We start from the raw sequence: 16,848 nt of genomic DNA on the forward strand, positions 1-16,848 counted from the left end.
GCATGCTGCTGACCCGGCTCGCCCAGGTGTCCCGGGAGGTCGCCGCGACAGCTGCGCGGTCCCGGAAGATCGCGCTGCTCGCGGAGCTGTTCCGGGACGCGGAGGCGGACGACGTGCCGATCGTCATCCCCTACCTGGCCGGACGGCTCCCGCAGGGCCGGCTCGGGGTCGGCTGGAAGGTGCTGAGCCGCCGGGTGCCGCCGGCCGCCGGGCCCACGCTCACGGTCCACGAGGTCGACGCCCGGCTCACCGAGCTGGGCAAGGTCTCCGGGCCCGGCTCCCAGGCGGAGCGGGCCCGGCTCGTCGGCGAGCTGATGGGCGCGGCCACCGAGGAGGAGCAGCGCTTCCTGCTCGGGCTGCTCACCGGTGAGGTCCGGCAGGGTGCCCTGGACGCCGTCGCGGTGGAGGGGCTCGCCCGGGCGACCGGTGCGGACCCGGCGGTCGTACGGCGGGCCGTGATGCTCGCCGGGTCGCTGCAGACGGTGGCCCAGGCCCTGCTCGGCGAGGGGCCGGGGGCGCTGGAGCGGTTCCGGCTCACCGTGGGCCGCCCGGTGCTGCCGATGCTGGCGCACAGCGCGTCCTCGGTCGCCGAGGCGGTGGAGAAGCTGGGCGCCTGCGCGGTGGAGGAGAAGTTGGACGGCATCCGGGTCCAGGTGCACCGGGACGGCGACTCGGTGCGGGTCCACACCCGCACCCTGGACGACATCACCGACCGGCTGCCCGAAGTGACCTCGGCCGCCCTGGAGTTGCGGGGCGAGCGGTTCATCCTGGACGGCGAGGTGATCTCCTTCGACGCCGCGGGACGGCCCCGGTCCTTCCAGGAGACGGCGGGCCGGGTCGGCTCCCGGACGGACGTGGCGAAGGCCGCCGAGGGGACCCCGGTCTCCCCGGTCTTCTTCGACGCCCTCTCGGTCGACGGCCGGGACCTGCTCGACCTGCCGTTCGCCGAGCGGCACACGGAACTGGCCCGCCTGGTGCCCGAACCGATGCGGGTCCGGCGCACGGTGGCCGCGGGCCCTGGGGACATCCCGGAGGCGGAACGGTTCCTCGCGGACACCCTGGCCCGCGGCCACGAGGGCGTGGTGGTGAAGGCGCTGGACGCGCCCTACAGCGCGGGCAGGCGAGGTGCCTCCTGGCTGAAGGTCAAGCCGGTGCACACCCTCGACCTCGTCGTCCTGGCCGCCGAGTGGGGCCACGGCCGCCGCACCGGCAGGCTGTCCAACCTCCACCTCGGCGCCCGCGACCCGGACGGCGGCTTCGCGATGCTCGGCAAGACGTTCAAGGGCATGACGGACGCGATGCTCGCCTGGCAGACCGAGAAGCTCCAGGAGCTGGCCGTCGAGGACGACGGCTGGGTGGTCCGGGTGCGCCCCGAACTCGTCGTGGAGATCGCCTACGACGGCCTCCAGCGCTCCACCCGCTACCCGGCCGGCGTCACCCTCCGCTTCGCCCGCGTGGTCCGCTACCGCGAGGACAAGCGGCCCGAGGAGGCCGATACCGTGGAGGCTCTGCTGGCAGCCCACCCGGAGGTCACACCGTGACGGTGCGGACGACGAAGCGCAGCGCGGGACTGCTGTTGTTCCGGCACGGCGAACGAGGGCTGGAGGTGTTGCTCGGCCATATGGGCGGCCCGTTCTTCGCGAAGAAGGACGCGGGTGCCTGGACCGTGCCGAAGGGCGAGTACGACCCGGAGGAGCCGGCCTGGGAGGCGGCCCGGCGGGAGTTCCAGGAGGAGCTGGGGCTGGCGCCGCCCGACGGGGAGGCCGTACCGCTGGGCGAGGTCGTGCAGTCCAACGGCAAGATCGTCACGGCGTGGGCGGTGCGGGCGGATCTCGACCCGGAGACGATCAACCCGGGGACCTTCACCATGGAGTGGCCCCCGCGCTCCGGCCGGACGCAGGAGTTCCCGGAACTGGACCGGGTGGCGTGGTTCGGTCTGGACGGCGCCCGCGCGGTGATCGTCACGGCGCAGGCGGCGTTTCTCGACCGGCTGGCGGAGCACTCGGGCTGAGGTACCTGTCGCGTTGCGACTTGCCGGGCCGCGCGCGAAGGTCGAGACAAGCCCGCTCCCAGGGAGGTCAGCCATGGCCATCGCGACGGTGAACCCGGCGAACGGCGAGACGCTCAAGACGTACGAGCCCATGGGCGAGGAGGAGCTGGAACGCCGGCTCCAGCTCGCCGAGGCCACGTTCCGCACGTACCGGACGACCTCGTTCGCCGACCGCGCCCAGCTGCTGAACAAGGCCGCCGACCTGCTGGACGAGGACCGGCAGGAGATCGGCCGGGTCATGACCACCGAGATGGGCAAGCCGGTCAAGCAGGCCCGCGCGGAGGCCGCGAAGTGCGCCAAGGCGATGCGCTGGTACGCCGCGAACGCGGAGCGGCTGCTGGCCGACGAGGAGCCCGACGAGTCGGACGTACGGGACTCCGGCGCCTCCCGGGTCCGGGTCAGCTACCGGCCCCTCGGCCCGGTCCTCGCCGTGATGCCCTGGAACTTCCCCCTGTGGCAGGTGGTCCGGTTCGCCGCGCCCGCCCTGATGGCCGGCAACGTGGGCCTGCTCAAGCACGCCTCCAACGTCCCCCAGACGGCCCTGTACCTGGAGGACCTGTTCCACCGGGCGGGCTTCCGGGAGGGCTGCTTCCAGACGCTGCTGATCGGCTCGGGCGCGGTCGACGACATCCTGCGCGACGAGCGGGTGAAGGCGGCCACCCTGACCGGAAGCGAACCCGCGGGCCGCGCGGTCGCCGGCACCGCCGGGCAGATGGTCAAGAAGACCGTGCTGGAGCTGGGCGGCAGCGACCCCTACGTCGTCATGCCCTCCGCCGACCTGGACGGCGCGGCGCGGATCGCGGTGACCGCGCGGGTGCAGAACAACGGACAGTCCTGCATCGCCGCCAAGCGGTTCATCGTGCACACCGACGTCTACGACGCCTTCGCCGAGAAGTTCGTCGCGGGCATGAAGGCCCTCAGGATCGGCGACCCGCTGGCGGAGGACACCGAGATCGGGCCGCTCGCCAGCGAGCAGGGCCGCAAGGACCTGGAGGAGCTGGTCGACGACGCCCGGCGGAGCGGGGCCGAGGTGCTGTGCGGCGGGAAGCGGCCCGGCGGCCCCGGCTGGTACTACCCGCCGACCGTTCTCGCCGGCATCACCCGGGAGATGCGCATCCACCGCGAGGAGGCGTTCGGGCCGGTCGCCACGCTGTACCGGGCGGACGACCTGGACGAGGCCGTGCTGATCGCCAACGACTCGCCGTTCGGGCTGAGTTCGAACGTGTGGACGCGCGAGGACAGCGAGGTCGAGCGGTTCGCGCGGGACCTGGAGGCCGGCGCGGTGTACGTCAACGGGATGACCGCCTCCCATCCGGCGTTCCCGTTCGGCGGGGTGAAGCGGTCGGGGTACGGGCGTGAGCTGTCCGGGCACGGAATCCGGGAGTTCTGCAACATCACCACGGTTTGGCAGGGTGCGTGAGCGCTGCGCGGCTACCATCCCGTTTTGTGAACCGCGAAGTGACCCTGCCTCTGATCGTCGACGACCGCGGTACCTTGCAGGTGGCCGCGGCCGACGTGAGTAAGTTGTTGCGGACCGTGGGTGCGCGATGGCTGCATCTTGTCGAGGCCGGGGAACAGAGGCTGGACGAGGACACGGTCGCCGCGCTGACCATCGAACTGGCGAAGCTGGCGGACCGTATCGACGTGGCCTGCATCGCACACAGCAGCGGGGCGCCGTAGGGGGCGCTCCTGCGGGATGTGCGTCGCCGCGCTCGGCCGGCGGTGCCAGGGTGGCGTGTGTCGGTCGCCGGCCGGTGTTCGGCCGTAACACCGGCCATCCCGTTTTCCCTCGTCCGGCGGCGGAAATCGTCCTTCACGCCTGTCACGGGGTCCCCGATTCGGAGTAATCCAACGGGAGATCATCGCCCTCCCGGGTGACGGTGGGTGCAGCACCCACGGAGGTGAACCACCTTCTGACCGGTGGGGGGAACCCCTCTGGAAAACGGAAAGCAGGGACGGTTCATGGCGACTTTGTGCAGGCCCTCGGTGTCGGTCCCGGAGCACGTGATCACGATGGAGGAGACGCTGGAGCTGGCGCGCTCCCGCCACGCGGACCACCCCCAACTTCCACTGGCCCTGAGGCTGATCGAGAACACAGGTGTCAAGACGCGGCACATCGTCCAGCCCATCGAGGAGACCCTCAAGCACCCGGGCTTCGAGGAGCGCAACAAGCTCTACGAGGCCGAGGCCAAGGCCCGCGTCCCCGCCGTGATCCAGCAGGCGCTGGACGACGCGGAGCTGCTCACCAGCGACATCGACGTGATCATCTACGTGTCGTGCACGGGCTTCATGATGCCCTCGCTCACCGCGTGGCTGATCAACGAGATGGACTTCGACAGCACCACCCGCCAGATCCCGATCGCCCAGCTCGGCTGCGCGGCCGGCGGTGCGGCGATCAACCGGGCGCACGACTTCTGCTCGGCCTACCCGCACGCCAACGCCCTGATCGTCGCCTGCGAGTTCTGCTCGCTGTGCTACCAGCCCACCGACCTCGGCGTCGGCTCGCTGCTCTCCAACGGCCTGTTCGGTGACGGCATCGCCGCCGCCGTGGTGCGCGGACGCGGCGGCACGGGCGTCAGGCTGGAGCGCAACGGTTCCTACCTCATCCCGAAGACCGAGGACTGGATCGCCTACGACGTCCGGGCGACCGGCTTCCACTTCCTGCTGGACAAACGGGTCCCGGCGACCATGGAGCCGCTCGCCCCGGCGCTCAAGGACCTGGCCGGCACCCACGGCTGGGACGCTTCCGACCTGGATTTCTACATCATCCACGCGGGCGGTCCCCGAATACTCGACGACCTCAGCAAGTTCCTGCAGGTCGACCCGCACGCCTTCCGGTTCAGCCGGGCCACGCTCACCGAGTACGGCAACATCGCCAGCGCCGTCGTCCTGGACGCGCTGCGCCGGCTGTTCGACGAGGGCGGCGCCGCGCACCGGGCCCGCGGACTGCTCGCCGGGTTCGGCCCCGGCATCACCGCCGAGATGACGGTGGGCCGCTGGGTCGCCTCGGACGAGGACACCCGATGACCGAGGAGGCGACGGTCGCCGAGGCCCTGCCCCCGGTCCGGCACTGGCCGGCGCTGGACCTCGCCGGGACGGACTTCGACCCGGTGCTGTCCGACCTGATGGCCGAGGGCCCGGTCACCCGCGTCCGGCTGCCCAACGGCGAGGGCTGGGCCTGGCTGGTCACCCGGTACGACGACGTGCGCAGGGTGACCAACGACCCCCGCTTCAGCCGTGAGGCCGTCCTGGGGAAACGGCAGGTCACCCGGCTCGCCCCGCATTTCATACCGGACCGGGGCGCGGTCGGCTTCCTCGACCCGCCCGACCACACCCGGCTGCGCCGCTCGGTGGCCGCCGCGTTCACCGCGAAGGGCGTGGAGCGGCTGCGGAAGCAGGCCCGCGTCATGCTGGACGAGCTGATCGACGCCCTCCTGCGGGACGGCCCGCCCGCCGACCTCACGGCGGCGGTCCTCGGCCCGTTCCCCATCGCGGTGATCTGCGAGCTGATGGGAGTGCCGGCCGGTGACCGGCACAGCATGCACGCCTGGACCCAGCTCATCCTGTCCGCCGCGCACGGCAAGGAGGCCAGCGAGCGGGCCAAGCGGGAGATGGCCGCGTACTTCTCCGACCTGATCGGGCTGCGCGAGAACAGCACCGGCGAGGACGTCGCCTCGCTGCTGGGGACCGCGATGGGCCGGGGCGAGATCACCCTGGACCAGGCCGTCGGCCTCGCCGTCCTGCTCCAGATCGGCGGCGAGGCGGTCACCAGCAACAGCGGGCAGATGTTCCATCTGCTGCTGACCCGCCCCGAGCTGGTGGAGCGGCTGCGCGCGGAGCCGGGGATCCGCCCCCGGGCGATCGACGAACTCCTGCGCTACATCCCGCACCGCAACGCGGTCGGCCTGTCCCGGATCGCCCTGGCGGACGTACGGATCGGCGGCGTCCGCATCCGCGCGGGCGACCCGGTCTACGTCTCCTACCTGGCCGCCAACCGCGACCCGGACGTCTTCCCGGACCCGGACACCATCGACTTCGCCCGCAGCCCGAACCCGCATGTGGCGTTCGGCTTCGGCCCGCACTACTGCCCCGGCGGCATGCTGGCCCGACTGGAGGAGGAACTCCTGATGGACGCCCTGCTGGACCGGGTGCCCGGCCTGAGACTGGCCGTGGCGCCGGATCGGGTCCCCTTCCGGAAGGGCGCGTTGATCCGGGGGCCCGAGGCCCTTCCGGTGACCTGGTGAGCCGCCCATGACGACCGAGGGACTGCTCGTGCCGCCGGGCCACGGACGCGTGGTCGCGACGCCCGCCCAGCGTGTGACGTTCAAGGTCACCGGCACCCACTCGCGGACCTCCTCCACCTTCGAGGTGGAGGTCCCGCCGGGCTTCGACGTCGGGGCCCATGTGCACACGCGCAGTGAGGAGTTGTTCTACGTGCTGGAGGGCGAACTGGACGTGCTCGCCTTCGAGCCCCGCGTCCGCACCCCGGACAACTGGAAGAAGTGGGAGTCGAGTTCGGGCAGCCGGGTGGTCCGGGCGACCCCGGGCACGGTGATCGTGGTGCCACCCGGGTGCCCCCACGCGTTCGCGAACCCGACGGACTCCCCCGCGAAGATGTTCTTCCAGGCGAGCCCGCCACCGGATCACGAGCGCTACTTCGAGGAGCTGCTGGAGATCCTGGGCAACGGCGGCCCACCGGACCAGGACGCGATCCAGGCGCTACGGGCGAAGTACGACATCGAGCAGCTCACGCCGCTGAGGCACCGGTGAGTGTGCTCACCGGATCGGCATCCCGGCCAGGGTCCGCGCGATCACGAGCCGCTGGATCTCGCTCGTCCCCTCGAAGATCGTGTAGATCGCGGAGTCCCGGTGCATCCGCTCCACCGGGTACTCCCGCGTGTACCCGTTGCCGCCCAGGATCTGAATGGCCTGCGCGGTCACCTTCTTCGCGGTCTCGCTCGCGAACAGCTTCGACATCGACCCCTCGGCCGCGGTGAACGGCTTCCCGTTGACCGCCATCCACGAGGCCCGCCACACCAGCAGCCGGGCCGCGTCGATCTGCGTCCGCATGTCGGCGAGCTGGAAGGCCACGCCCTGGTTGTCGATGATCGGCCGGCCGAACTGCTCGCGGGTCCTGGCGTAGTCGAGGGCCACCTCGTACGCCGCCCGTGCCGTGCCGACGGCCATCGCGCCCACGGCCGGCCGCGACGCCTCGAAGGTGGCCATCGCCGCGTTCTTCACGCGCTCGCCCCCGGACGCCTTCGCCCGCTCCCGCGCCCGGGCGAGCCGCTCGTCCAGCTTCTCCTTGCCGCCGAGCAGGCAGGAGCCGGGGACCCGCACGTCTTCCAGGACGACCTCGGCCGTGTGCGAGGCGCGGATGCCGTGCTTCTTGAACTTCTGGCCCTGGGAGAGGCCGGCCGTACCCGGCGGGACGATGAAGGAGGCGTGGCCCTTGGAGCCCAGCTCGGGGTCGACGACGGCGACGACGACGTGGACGTTCGCGATGCCGCCGTTGGTCGCCCAGGTCTTCGTGCCGTTGATCACCCACTCGTCGCTGGCCTCGTCGTACACGGCACGCGTGCGCATGGAGGCGACGTCGGAGCCGGCGTCGGGCTCGGAGGAGCAGAACGCGGCGACCTTGACATCGTTCTGGTCGCCGTACATCTGCGGGATCCAGGTGCCGATCTGCTCCTCGGTCCCGTTGGCGAGGACGCCCACGGCGGCGAGGCCGGTGCCCACAATGGAGAGGGCGATGCCCGCGTCGCCCCAGAACAGCTCCTCCATGGCCATCGGGATGCCGAGGCCGGTGGGGTCGAAGTACTGCTGCGCGTAGAAGTCGAGGGAGTAGATGCCGACCTTCGCGGCCTCCTGGATGACCGGCCAGGGAGTCTCCTCGCGTTCGTCCCACTCGGCCGCCGCGGGGCGGATCACGTCCGCCGCGAAGCCATGGAGCCAGTCCCGGACTTCCTTCTGTTCGTCGTTCAGCTCCATGGTGAACTCGGCCATGTCCCCTCCAGCGGCGGCGAGCGATGTTACTAGCGGTAACCCGAGTCTGTTACTGATGGGTAGGAAAAGTCAACCGCTGATGACGCCTCGGCATCCCGTTCGATGTCAGGGGCCCGGTCAGTGTTAGTTTGCGCAGGCGTCACCGAATCAGCACGGGTGGGGAGAGCACATGGACACCACGCAGCGGACCGATCAGCAGCGGTCCGCCGACCGCCGACGGCGCGAGCTGCTGGAGGCCGCCGACCGGGTGGTGCTGCGCGACGGCCCACAGGCGTCGATGAACGCGATCGCGGCGGAGGCCGGGATCACGAAGCCGATCCTGTACCGGCACTTCGGCGACAAGGGCGGTCTTTACGCGGCCTTGGCCAAGCGGCACACCGACGCCCTGCTCGCCTCACTGCGGGCCGCGCTGGACGCCCCCGTCGACCGGCGGGAGCGGGTCGAGTCCACCCTGGACACGTACCTCGCCGCCATCGAGGCCCGGCCGCAGGTGTACCGGTTCCTGATGCACCCGGCGGAGGGGAGCGCCGGCGGCGACCAGGGGTTCGACGTGGGCAAGCACTCCGTTCCGCTGCTCCGGCGGATGGGCGAGGAGCTGGCCCAGGTCATCGAGGAGCGGGTGGACCTCGGGCCGGAGAGCCAGCAGCTCGCGCGGGTCTGGGGGCACGGCATCGTCGGGATGATGCACGCGGCCGGGGACTGGTGGCTGGGCGAACGGCCCTGCTCCCGGGCCGAACTGGTGCGGTCCCTGGCGGATCTGCTGTGGGGACGGCTCGCGGCGGCGGGAGACAGGGTGGGCGGACCCGGGTTCTGAGCCCTCACCGGCTCCAGGAGGCCCGGGAGACCTGTCTCATCAGTCTCCGCTTCCGCCACCCCGTGAGGTGGTCCGCGTACACGCGGCCCGCCAGGTGGTCGCACTCGTGTTGCAAGCATCTGGCAAAGAAGCCGGTGCCGTGGACGGTGACCGGCTCCCCGGTCACCGTGAAGCCCTCGACCACCGCGTGGTCGTAGCGCTCGGTTCCCGCCTCCAGCCCCGGCAGGGACAGACAGCCCTCGGGACCCCGGATCACCACACCGTCCGCCTCCACCAGCCGCGGGTTCACCACGTGGCCCAGGTGACGCACGTCCTCGTCGTCGGGACAGTCGTACACGAACACCCGCAAACCGACGCCGATTTGGTTCGCGGCCAGGCCCACGCCCTGGGCCGCGTACATCGTGGCGAACAGGTCCTCCACGAGGGCCGCCAGGTCGGGGCCGAAGTCGGTGACGTCCTGGCAGGGCTCGCGCAGCGGGGCGTCGCCGAGCAGGGTGAGAGGCCGGACGCGCCCGCGGGCGCCCGGAATGGAACCGTGTCGCATGGCGGCAAGGGTACGGTTCGTTCAGCTCATGCCCGCCGCGGAAGACGTGGGCCGGGATTCGGGTGTGCGAATGGATCTCGATAGGCTGAGGCCCACACCACGTAGCCGGATGGCCCCAGGCGCGGCGCGTACGCAAGGAGGATCGAGAACTGATGGCAGGCAACTCGGACCCGCTCACGCCGCGGGCCAAGCTGGCCGTGACCGCCGGCAAGGCGGTCGCTGCGGCATCTCGTGCCGCTGGGCGCGGCAGCGGGTCGGTGATCGGTGGCCGGGTCGCGCTGAAACTCGACCCCGACCTGCTCGCCCGGCTCGCGCAGAACCTGGACGTCGTCCTGGTGTCGGCGACCAACGGCAAGACGACGACCACCCGGCTGATCGCGGAGGCACTGCGCGCCGCGGGCCCGGTGGTGTCGAACGCGCTCGGCGCCAACATGCCGGCGGGCATCACGTCCGCGCTGGCGGGCGGCTCGGAAGCGAAGTTCGGCGTCATCGAGGTCGACGAGAAGTACCTGGCGGGAGTGGCCCGGGACACCAGCCCGAAGTGCATCGCGCTGCTCAACCTCTCCCGTGACCAGCTGGACCGTGCGGCCGAGACCCGCATGCTCGCCGAGAACTGGCGCGAGGGCCTGGCCGGCTCCAAGGCCGTCGTCGTCGCCAACTGCGACGACCCGCTGGTGGTCTGGGCCGCCTCCTCCTCCCCGAATGTGATCTGGGTCGCGGCCGGGCAGATGTGGCAGGAGGACGCCTGGTCCTGCCCGTCGTGCGGTGGCGTCATGCAGCGCCCCGGCGACGACTGGTTCTGCGGCGAGTGCGGATTCCGCCGCCCCACCCCGACGTGGGCGCTCTCCGGCGACCACGTCCTCGACCCGCACGGGTCGGCCTGGCCGATCCACCTGCAGCTGCCGGGCCGCGCCAACAAGGCGAACGCGGCCAGCTCCGCCGCCGTCGCCGCCGTCTTCGGGGTGCCGCCGCAGGTCGCGCTGGAGCGGATGTACCAGGTGCAGGCGGTGGCCGGCCGGTACGACGTCGTCCAGTTCCAGAACCGTGACCTCAGGCTGCTGCTGGCCAAGAACCCGGCCGGCTGGCTGGAGACGTTCTCCCTGATCGACCCGCCGCCCGCGCCGGTGATCCTGTCCGTGAACGCCCGCTCCGCCGACGGCACCGACACCTCCTGGCTGTGGGACGTCGACTACACGCGGCTGACCGGCCACCCGATCTTCGTCGTCGGCGACCGGAAGCTGGACCTCGCCGTGCGCCTGGAAGTCGCGAACCAGCACTTCCAGGTCTGCGACAACCTCGACCAGGCCGTGCAGATGTGCCCGCCCGGCCGGATCGAGGTCATCGCCAACTACACCGCGTTCCAGGACCTGCGCCGCCGCGTCGGCAACTGATCAGGAAGGGCGATCACCTCATGAGCGACAACCAACTCCGGCTGGTGTGGATCTACCCGGACCTGCTGAGCACCTACGGCGACCAGGGCAACGCCCTCGTCGTGGAGCGCCGGGCCCGGCAGCGCGGCCTGGACGTGGCCCGGCTCGACGTGCGCAGCGACCAGCCGATCCCGACCTCCGGTGACATCTACCTGATCGGCGGCGGCGAGGACCGTCCGCAGCGGCTCGCGGCCGAGCGGCTGCGGCGCGACGGCCATCTGCACCGGGCGGTGGAGAACGGCGCGATCGTCTTCTCGGTCTGCGCCGGCTACCAGATCCTCGGCCACGAGTTCATCAACGACCTCGGTCAGCGCGAGCCGGGCCTCGGCCTGCTCGACGTGGTGTCGGTGCGGGGCGAGAAGGAGCGGTGCGTCGGCGACGTGCTGGCCGACATCGACCCGCAGCTGGGCCTGCCCCAGCTGACCGGCTTCGAGAACCACCAGGGCGTCACCCACCTCGGCCCCACCGCCCGGCCGTTCGCCCGGGTGCTGGTCGGCAACGGCAACGGCACCGGGGACGGCACGGAGGGCGCGTACAACGGGACCGTCTTCGGCACCTACATGCACGGGCCGGTGCTCGCCCGCAACCCGCTGATCGCCGACCTGCTGCTGAAGCTGGCGCTGGACGTCAACGCGCTGCCGCCGATCGACGACCGCTGGTACGAGGCGCTCCGCAACGAGCGCATCGCGTCCGCGCAGCAGCCCGCGTAACCCGCCCTTCAGCGGGAATTCAGCGTGGTCCGGCAGGATTCCGGCGGGCCCGCCTGACGGCCCGTCCGCTCACATGTGCGGGCGCGTCCAGCAGGCGGACGCCCGCTACGGAGCCACCCCCTGACGCCGGTAGGGTGGCCGGGAATCCGCCGGACAACGTGGTCCGGTCTACCCGGCCCACGTTGAGAAGGTATTTCGGGCTATGCGCATTGGTGTCCTCACGTCCGGCGGCGACTGCCCAGGTCTGAACGCCGTCATCCGGTCCGTCGTGCACCGTGCCGTCGCCGACCACGGCGACGAGGTCATCGGCTTCCGGGACGGCTGGAAGGGCCTCCTGGAGGGCGACTGTCTGAAGCTCGACCTCGACGCCGTGGGCGGCATCCTGGCCCGCGGCGGCACCATCCTCGGCTCCTCCCGGGTCCGCCCGGAGCATCTGCGGGACGGTGTCGAGCGGGCCAAGGGGCATGTCGCGGAACTCGGCCTGGACGCGATCATCCCGATCGGCGGTGAGGGCACGCTGAAGGCGGCCCGGCTGCTGTCCGACAACGGGCTGCCCATCGTGGGCGTGCCCAAGACCATCGACAACGACATCGCTGTCACCGATGTCACCTTCGGCTTCGACACCGCCGTGACCGTGGCGACCGAGGCCCTGGACCGGCTGAAGACCACCGCCGAGTCGCACCAGCGCGTGCTGATCGTGGAGGTCATGGGCCGGCACACCGGCTGGATCGCGCTGCACTCCGGCATGGCGGCCGGCGCCCACGCCGTCGTCGTACCCGAGCGGCCCTTCGACATCGACGAGTTGACGAGGAAGGTCGGCGAGCGGTTCGAGGCGGGCAAGCGGTTCGCGATCGTGGTCGCCGCGGAGGGCGCCAAGCCGCGCCCCGGCTCCATGGAGTTCGACGAGGGCGGCAAGGACATCTACGGCCACGAGCGCTTCGCGGGCATCGCCCGGCAGCTGTCGGTCGAGCTGGAGCAGCGGCTCGGCAAGGAGGCCCGGCCGGTGATCCTCGGCCATGTGCAGCGCGGTGGCACGCCGACGGCGTACGACAGGGTGCTGGCCACCCGCTTCGGCTGGCACGCGGTGGAGGCCGTGCACCGGGGCGAGTTCGGCATGATGACGGCGCTGCGCGGGACCGACATCGTGATGGTGTCGCTGGCGGAGGCCGTGGAGACGCTGAAGACGGTGCCCACGGAGCGGTACGACGAGGCGGAGTGCGTCCTGTAGTTCGTATGCGAACAAACCGCCCCCGGTCACAGCCGTGACCGGGGGCGGTTCTACTCTTGGGGCGGACAGAATCGCACAACCCCCACGAATCAGGAGCCGCCGGATGGATCACAGCGGGCACGGCATGATGATGGATCTGCCGCCGTTCACGCTGGGGCGGGGGCTCCAGTGGTCCGCGGACCCGTTCTTCCTCGTGGCCTGCCTGGCCGGCCTGGCCCTGTACGGGTGGGGGGTCGTGCGGCTGCGCCGGCGCGGGGACGCGTGGCCGGTGAGCCGTACCGTCTCGTACGTCGTCGGTGTGCTCACCATCGCTCTGGTGATGTGCACCAAGCTGAACGACTACGGCATGGTCATGTTCAGCGTGCACATGGTCCAGCACATGGTGATCAGCATGCTGTCGCCGATCCTGATCCTGCTCGGTGCCCCGGTCACGCTGGCGCTGCGCGCACTGCCGACCGCCGGCAAGGGCCGCAAGGGGCCGCGCGAGCTGCTGCTGATGCTGCTGCACAGCCGGTACATGCGGATCATCACCCATCCGGTGTTCACGATCCCGCTGTTCATCGCGAGCCTGTACGCCCTGTACTTCACCCCGCTGTTCGACTTCCTGATGGGCTCGAAGGCCGGGCACGTCGCGATGATGGTGCACTTCCTCGCGGTCGGTGTCGTGTTCTTCTGGCCGATCATCGGTGTCGACCCGGGTCCGCACCGACCGGGTCATCTGATGCGGATGCTGGAGCTGTTCGCCGGCATGCCGTTCCACGCGTTCTTCGGCATCGCGCTGATGATGGCGTCGACGCCGATGGTGGAGACCTTCGAGAACCCGCCCGCCTCCCTCGGCATCGAGGCGCTCTCCGACCAGAACGCGGCCGGCGGCATCGCCTGGGCGTTCAGCGAGGTCCCGTCGGTGCTGGTGCTGATCGCGCTGCTGTTCCAGTGGTACCGCTCCGAGCAGCGGCAGGCCAAGCGCGCCGACCGGGCCGCGGACCGCGACGGCGACAAGGAGCTGGAGGCGTACAACGCCTATCTGGCCTCTCTGAACGCGCGCGAGGGCTGAGTCCGGGGTATGCCGTCCGGGCGGGAATCGGGGCACCATGGTCGGGACGGACCATGAGGAGGGTGTCGCGATGCCCGGTTCCACGAACGGTTCCACCAAGGCGATGGGGGCGATGACCGTCGGCGGGCTGGTCCTCGTGACCGCCTACACGGTCGCGCTCGGCAGCAACGGCTGGCTGTGGTTCGGCTGGGTGGTGCTGGGACTGCTGACGCTCGCCACGGTCGTCACCCAGTCGTAGGGCCGATTCCGCGGGTGGCTGATTACAGTGCCCGCATGAACAGCAGGCCCACGTCCTTCGACGACCTCGACGGAAAGATCATCACCGCGCTGATGGCGAACGCCAGGACCAGCTTCGCCGAGATCGGCGCGGCGATCGGGCTGTCCGCGACGGCGGTCAAACGGCGCGTGGACCGGCTCCGCGAGACCGGGGTGATCACCGGGTTCACCGCGACGGTCAAACCGTCGGCGCTGGGCTGGCGCACGGAGGCGTACGTCGAGGTGTACTGCGAGGGCGCGGCCCCGCCCCGGCGGCTGGCGGAGGTGGTCCGCAACCATCCGGAGATCGCGGCGGCCATGACGGTGACCGGCGGCGCCGACGCGCTGCTGCATGTGCGGGCCCGGGACGTGGAGCACTTCGAGGAGGTGCTGGAGCGGATCCGCGCCGAGCCGTTCATCCGGAAGACGATCAGCGTGATGGTGCTGTCCCATCTGCTCCCGGAAAGCCCGGAGGCGGGCGCCACCCACGCCGTCCCCGAGTGACCCGGCAGGCACGCACGAGTCGTGCGTGAACGCCGGCAACAACGCAGCGATGCTGCGCATCTGCGCAGCTCTTCTCGCTTGTCGCCCGTCTTCCTCGGTTTCTACCGTGGTGTCACCCCTCAGTGACACACAGGAAACCGGAGGAAACCCTCTGTGTCCGAACGTCGTGTGCCGCGTTCCCGGCGGTTTCTCGTCTGCGAACCCAGACACTTCGCCGTCCAGTACGCGATCAATCCCTGGATGCATCCCGACCGGCCCGTCGATGTGGATCTGGCCAAGGAGCAGTGGCAGACGCTGATCCGCGCCTACCGGGCCCACGGCCACACCGTCGACACCGTCGATCCGGTCCCCGGCCTGCCGGACATGGTGTTCGCCGCCAACGCGGCGTTCGTGGTCGGCGGCCGGGTCTTCGGCTCCCTGTTCCACGCCCCGGAGCGCCGCCCCGAGTCGGTGCACTACGACACCTGGTTCAAGGCGGCGGGCTACGACGTGTACCGCCCCGAGTCGGTGACCGAGGGCGAGGGCGACCTGGTGTGGACGGGCCGCTACGTGCTCGCCGGCACCGGGTTCCGCACCACCCGCGAGGCGCACCGGGAGGCGCAGGAGTTCCTCGGCCACCCGGTGATCGGCCTGACCCTGGTGGACCCGTACTTCTACCACCTGGACACGGCGCTGTTCGTCCTCGACGACGACAACGTCTGCTACTTCCCGGAGGCGTTCTCGCCGGGCAGCCGGGAGGTCCTGAAGCGCCTGTATCCGGACGCGGTGCTCGCCACCCGCGACGACGCTCTGGCGTTCGGCCTGAACTCCGTGTCCGACGGCCGGCACGTGTTCATCGCACCCCAGGCCGAGGCGCTGGCCGAGCGCCTGGCCGACCACGGTTACGCCCCCGTCCCCGTCGACCTGTCCGAGTTCCACAAGGCCGGCGGTGGCATCAAGTGCTGCACCCAGGAGATCCGCTGATGACCGCACCCGCGCGCCCGCGTACGTCCGACGACCTGATCCGCGCGGAGGAGCCGGTTCTCGCGCACAACTACCACCCGCTGCCCGTGGTCGTGGCCCGCGCGGAGGGCACCTGGGTGGAGGACGTCGAGGGCAACCGCTACCTCGACATGCTGGCCGGCTACTCGGCCCTCAACTTCGGCCACCGGCACCCGGCGCTGATCGAGGCCGCCCACCGCCAGCTGGACCGGCTCACCCTCACCTCCCGCGCCTTCCACAACGACCGGCTGGCCGGGTTCGCCGAGCGGCTCGCCGAGCTGACCGGCCTGGACATGGTGCTGCCGATGAACACCGGCGCGGAGGCGGTGGAGAGCGGCATCAAGGTCGCCCGCAAATGGGCGTACGACGTGAAGGGCGTGCCCGCCGACCGGGCGACGATCGTGGTCGCCGCGGAGAACTTCCACGGCCGTACGACGACCATCGTCAGCTTCTCCACGGACGAGACGGCCCGCGCCGGCTTCGGCCCGTTCACCCCCGGCTTCAAGGTCGTGCCGTACAACGACCTGGCCGCGCTGGAGGAGGCGGTCGACGAGACGACGGCCGCGGTGCTGATCGAGCCCATCCAGGGCGAGGCGGGCGTGATCATCCCGGCCGAGGGCTATCTCGCCGGGGTGCGGGAGCTGACCCGTCGCAAGGGCTGCCTGTTCATCGCGGACGAGATCCAGTCGGGCCTCGGCCGCACGGGCCGTACCCTCGCCGTCGAGCACGAGGACGTCGTCCCGGACGTACTGCTGCTCGGCAAGGCGCTGGGCGGCGGCATCGTGCCGGTGTCGGCGGTGGTGGCCCGGCGCGAGGTGCTGGGTGTGCTGCACCCGGGCGAGCACGGTTCGACGTTCGGCGGGAATCCGCTCGCGGCGGCGGTCGGCACGGCCGTGGTCGAGCTGCTGGAGACCGGTGAGTTCCAGCGCCGGGCGGCCGAACTGGGAGTGATCCTGCGGGACGGGCTGACCGAGCTGGTCGGCAAGGGCGTGACCGGCTTCCGCTCGCGCGGGCTGTGGGCCGGTGTGGACGTCGACCCGGCCCTCGGCACCGGCCGCGAGATCAGTGAGCGGCTGATGCGCGAGGGGATCCTGGTCAAGGACACCCACGGGTCCACCATCCGCCTCGCTCCCCCGCTGACCATCACCGCGGAGGAGCTGCGGTCGGCGCTGGCGGCCCTGGGGAAGGTGCTGGCCTGAGGGACGGGCGGGCGGGCGCGGCAGAGCTCTTTGAACCACACCCGGTGCCCCTGGGTGGGTGAACCATACGAAG

The 16,848-nt window shown here is 71.1% G+C and carries 18 protein-coding genes; 16 read left to right on the forward strand and 2 right to left on the reverse strand.

What is annotated here, in order from left to right; all coding sequences use genetic code 11:
* Nucleotides 1-2 precede the first annotated feature (2 nt).
* The 7 genes from ABZ937_RS21615 to ABZ937_RS21645 all read left to right on the forward strand — a co-directional run bounded on the left by ABZ937_RS21615 (nucleotide 3) and on the right by ABZ937_RS21645 (nucleotide 6,820).
* A complete protein-coding gene (locus ABZ937_RS21615; RefSeq protein ID WP_361694161.1) occupies nucleotides 3-1,541 on the forward strand; it encodes an ATP-dependent DNA ligase in 1,539 nt (512 codons plus the stop codon).
* Nucleotides 1,538-2,011, forward strand: a complete 474-nt coding sequence (locus ABZ937_RS21620; protein WP_361694163.1) for an NUDIX domain-containing protein — start codon at nucleotides 1,538-1,540, stop codon at nucleotides 2,009-2,011. The genes ABZ937_RS21615 and ABZ937_RS21620 overlap by 4 nt, the downstream gene beginning before the upstream one ends.
* A gap of 73 nt (nucleotides 2,012-2,084) precedes the next feature.
* Entirely contained in the window at nucleotides 2,085-3,470 is a 1,386-nt protein-coding gene (locus tag ABZ937_RS21625; RefSeq protein ID WP_361694165.1) for an NADP-dependent succinic semialdehyde dehydrogenase, read from the forward strand.
* A 26-nt stretch (nucleotides 3,471-3,496) separates the two neighbouring features.
* Nucleotides 3,497-3,730 carry a DUF6213 family protein gene (locus ABZ937_RS21630; protein WP_361694167.1) on the forward strand — a complete coding sequence of 78 codons (234 nt, stop codon included), beginning with the start codon at nucleotides 3,497-3,499 and terminating at the stop codon, nucleotides 3,728-3,730.
* Between the two features lie 282 nt (nucleotides 3,731-4,012).
* Entirely contained in the window at nucleotides 4,013-5,077 is a 1,065-nt protein-coding gene (locus ABZ937_RS21635; RefSeq protein ID WP_361694169.1) for a type III polyketide synthase, read from the forward strand.
* Entirely contained in the window at nucleotides 5,074-6,294 is a 1,221-nt protein-coding gene (locus ABZ937_RS21640) for a cytochrome P450 (RefSeq protein WP_361694171.1), read from the forward strand. Before ABZ937_RS21635 ends, ABZ937_RS21640 begins: the two co-directional genes overlap by 4 nt.
* Nucleotides 6,295-6,301: 7 nt before the next feature.
* Nucleotides 6,302-6,820: a cupin domain-containing protein gene (locus ABZ937_RS21645; RefSeq protein WP_361694173.1), complete on the forward strand. Its 519-nt coding sequence runs from the start codon at nucleotides 6,302-6,304 to the stop codon at nucleotides 6,818-6,820.
* A 6-nt stretch (nucleotides 6,821-6,826) separates the two neighbouring features.
* Here ABZ937_RS21645 and ABZ937_RS21650 read toward each other — a convergent pair whose 3' ends face one another.
* A complete protein-coding gene (locus tag ABZ937_RS21650) occupies nucleotides 6,827-8,056 on the reverse strand; it encodes an acyl-CoA dehydrogenase family protein (protein WP_361694175.1) in 1,230 nt (409 codons plus the stop codon).
* Between the two features lie 169 nt (nucleotides 8,057-8,225).
* Between ABZ937_RS21650 and ABZ937_RS21655 the strand changes: the two genes are divergently transcribed.
* The gene (locus tag ABZ937_RS21655) at nucleotides 8,226-8,870 is read left to right on the forward strand and encodes a TetR family transcriptional regulator (RefSeq protein WP_361694177.1); all 645 of its coding nucleotides are present in this window, start codon (nucleotides 8,226-8,228) and stop codon (nucleotides 8,868-8,870) included.
* Nucleotides 8,871-8,874: 4 nt separating this feature from the next.
* On the opposite strand, the gene def is transcribed toward ABZ937_RS21655, so the two are convergent.
* Nucleotides 8,875-9,414 (reverse strand): peptide deformylase, encoded by a 540-nt coding sequence (gene def / locus ABZ937_RS21660; protein WP_361694179.1) that lies wholly within the window; start codon nucleotides 9,412-9,414, stop codon nucleotides 8,875-8,877.
* A gap of 152 nt (nucleotides 9,415-9,566) precedes the next feature.
* Here def and ABZ937_RS21665 point away from each other — a divergent pair, with 152 nt between their 5' ends.
* The 8 genes from ABZ937_RS21665 (at nucleotide 9,567) to rocD (ending at nucleotide 16,775) form a co-directional block, all read left to right on the forward strand.
* Nucleotides 9,567-10,805, forward strand: a complete 1,239-nt coding sequence (locus ABZ937_RS21665; protein ID WP_361694181.1) for a MurT ligase domain-containing protein — start codon at nucleotides 9,567-9,569, stop codon at nucleotides 10,803-10,805.
* A 20-nt stretch (nucleotides 10,806-10,825) separates the two neighbouring features.
* Nucleotides 10,826-11,554 (forward strand): glutamine amidotransferase, encoded by a 729-nt coding sequence (locus tag ABZ937_RS21670; RefSeq protein WP_361694183.1) that lies wholly within the window; start codon nucleotides 10,826-10,828, stop codon nucleotides 11,552-11,554.
* Nucleotides 11,555-11,756: 202 nt separating this feature from the next.
* Nucleotides 11,757-12,782, forward strand: coding sequence for a 6-phosphofructokinase (locus ABZ937_RS21675; protein WP_361694185.1), 1,026 nt, complete (start codon nucleotides 11,757-11,759; stop codon nucleotides 12,780-12,782).
* Between the two features lie 103 nt (nucleotides 12,783-12,885).
* On the forward strand, nucleotides 12,886-13,836 hold the full coding sequence (locus ABZ937_RS21680; protein WP_361694187.1) for a cytochrome c oxidase assembly protein: 951 nt from the start codon (nucleotides 12,886-12,888) through the stop codon (nucleotides 13,834-13,836).
* 70 nt (nucleotides 13,837-13,906) lie between these two features.
* Nucleotides 13,907-14,074, forward strand: coding sequence for a hypothetical protein (locus tag ABZ937_RS21685; protein WP_361694189.1), 168 nt, complete (start codon nucleotides 13,907-13,909; stop codon nucleotides 14,072-14,074).
* A gap of 35 nt (nucleotides 14,075-14,109) precedes the next feature.
* Nucleotides 14,110-14,595: an Lrp/AsnC family transcriptional regulator gene (locus tag ABZ937_RS21690; RefSeq protein WP_361694190.1), complete on the forward strand. Its 486-nt coding sequence runs from the start codon at nucleotides 14,110-14,112 to the stop codon at nucleotides 14,593-14,595.
* Between the two features lie 153 nt (nucleotides 14,596-14,748).
* Complete coding sequence (gene ddaH, locus ABZ937_RS21695) at nucleotides 14,749-15,558, forward strand: dimethylargininase (RefSeq protein WP_361694192.1); 810 nt, start codon at nucleotides 14,749-14,751, stop codon at nucleotides 15,556-15,558.
* Nucleotides 15,558-16,775 carry an ornithine--oxo-acid transaminase gene (gene rocD, locus ABZ937_RS21700; RefSeq protein ID WP_361694194.1) on the forward strand — a complete coding sequence of 406 codons (1,218 nt, stop codon included), beginning with the start codon at nucleotides 15,558-15,560 and terminating at the stop codon, nucleotides 16,773-16,775. The genes ddaH and rocD overlap by 1 nt, the downstream gene beginning before the upstream one ends.
* Nucleotides 16,776-16,848: the final 73 nt, after the last annotated feature.

This window comes from Streptomyces sp. NPDC046727, from assembly GCF_040645635.1.
Classification (GTDB): Bacteria; Actinomycetota; Actinomycetes; order Streptomycetales; family Streptomycetaceae; genus Streptomyces.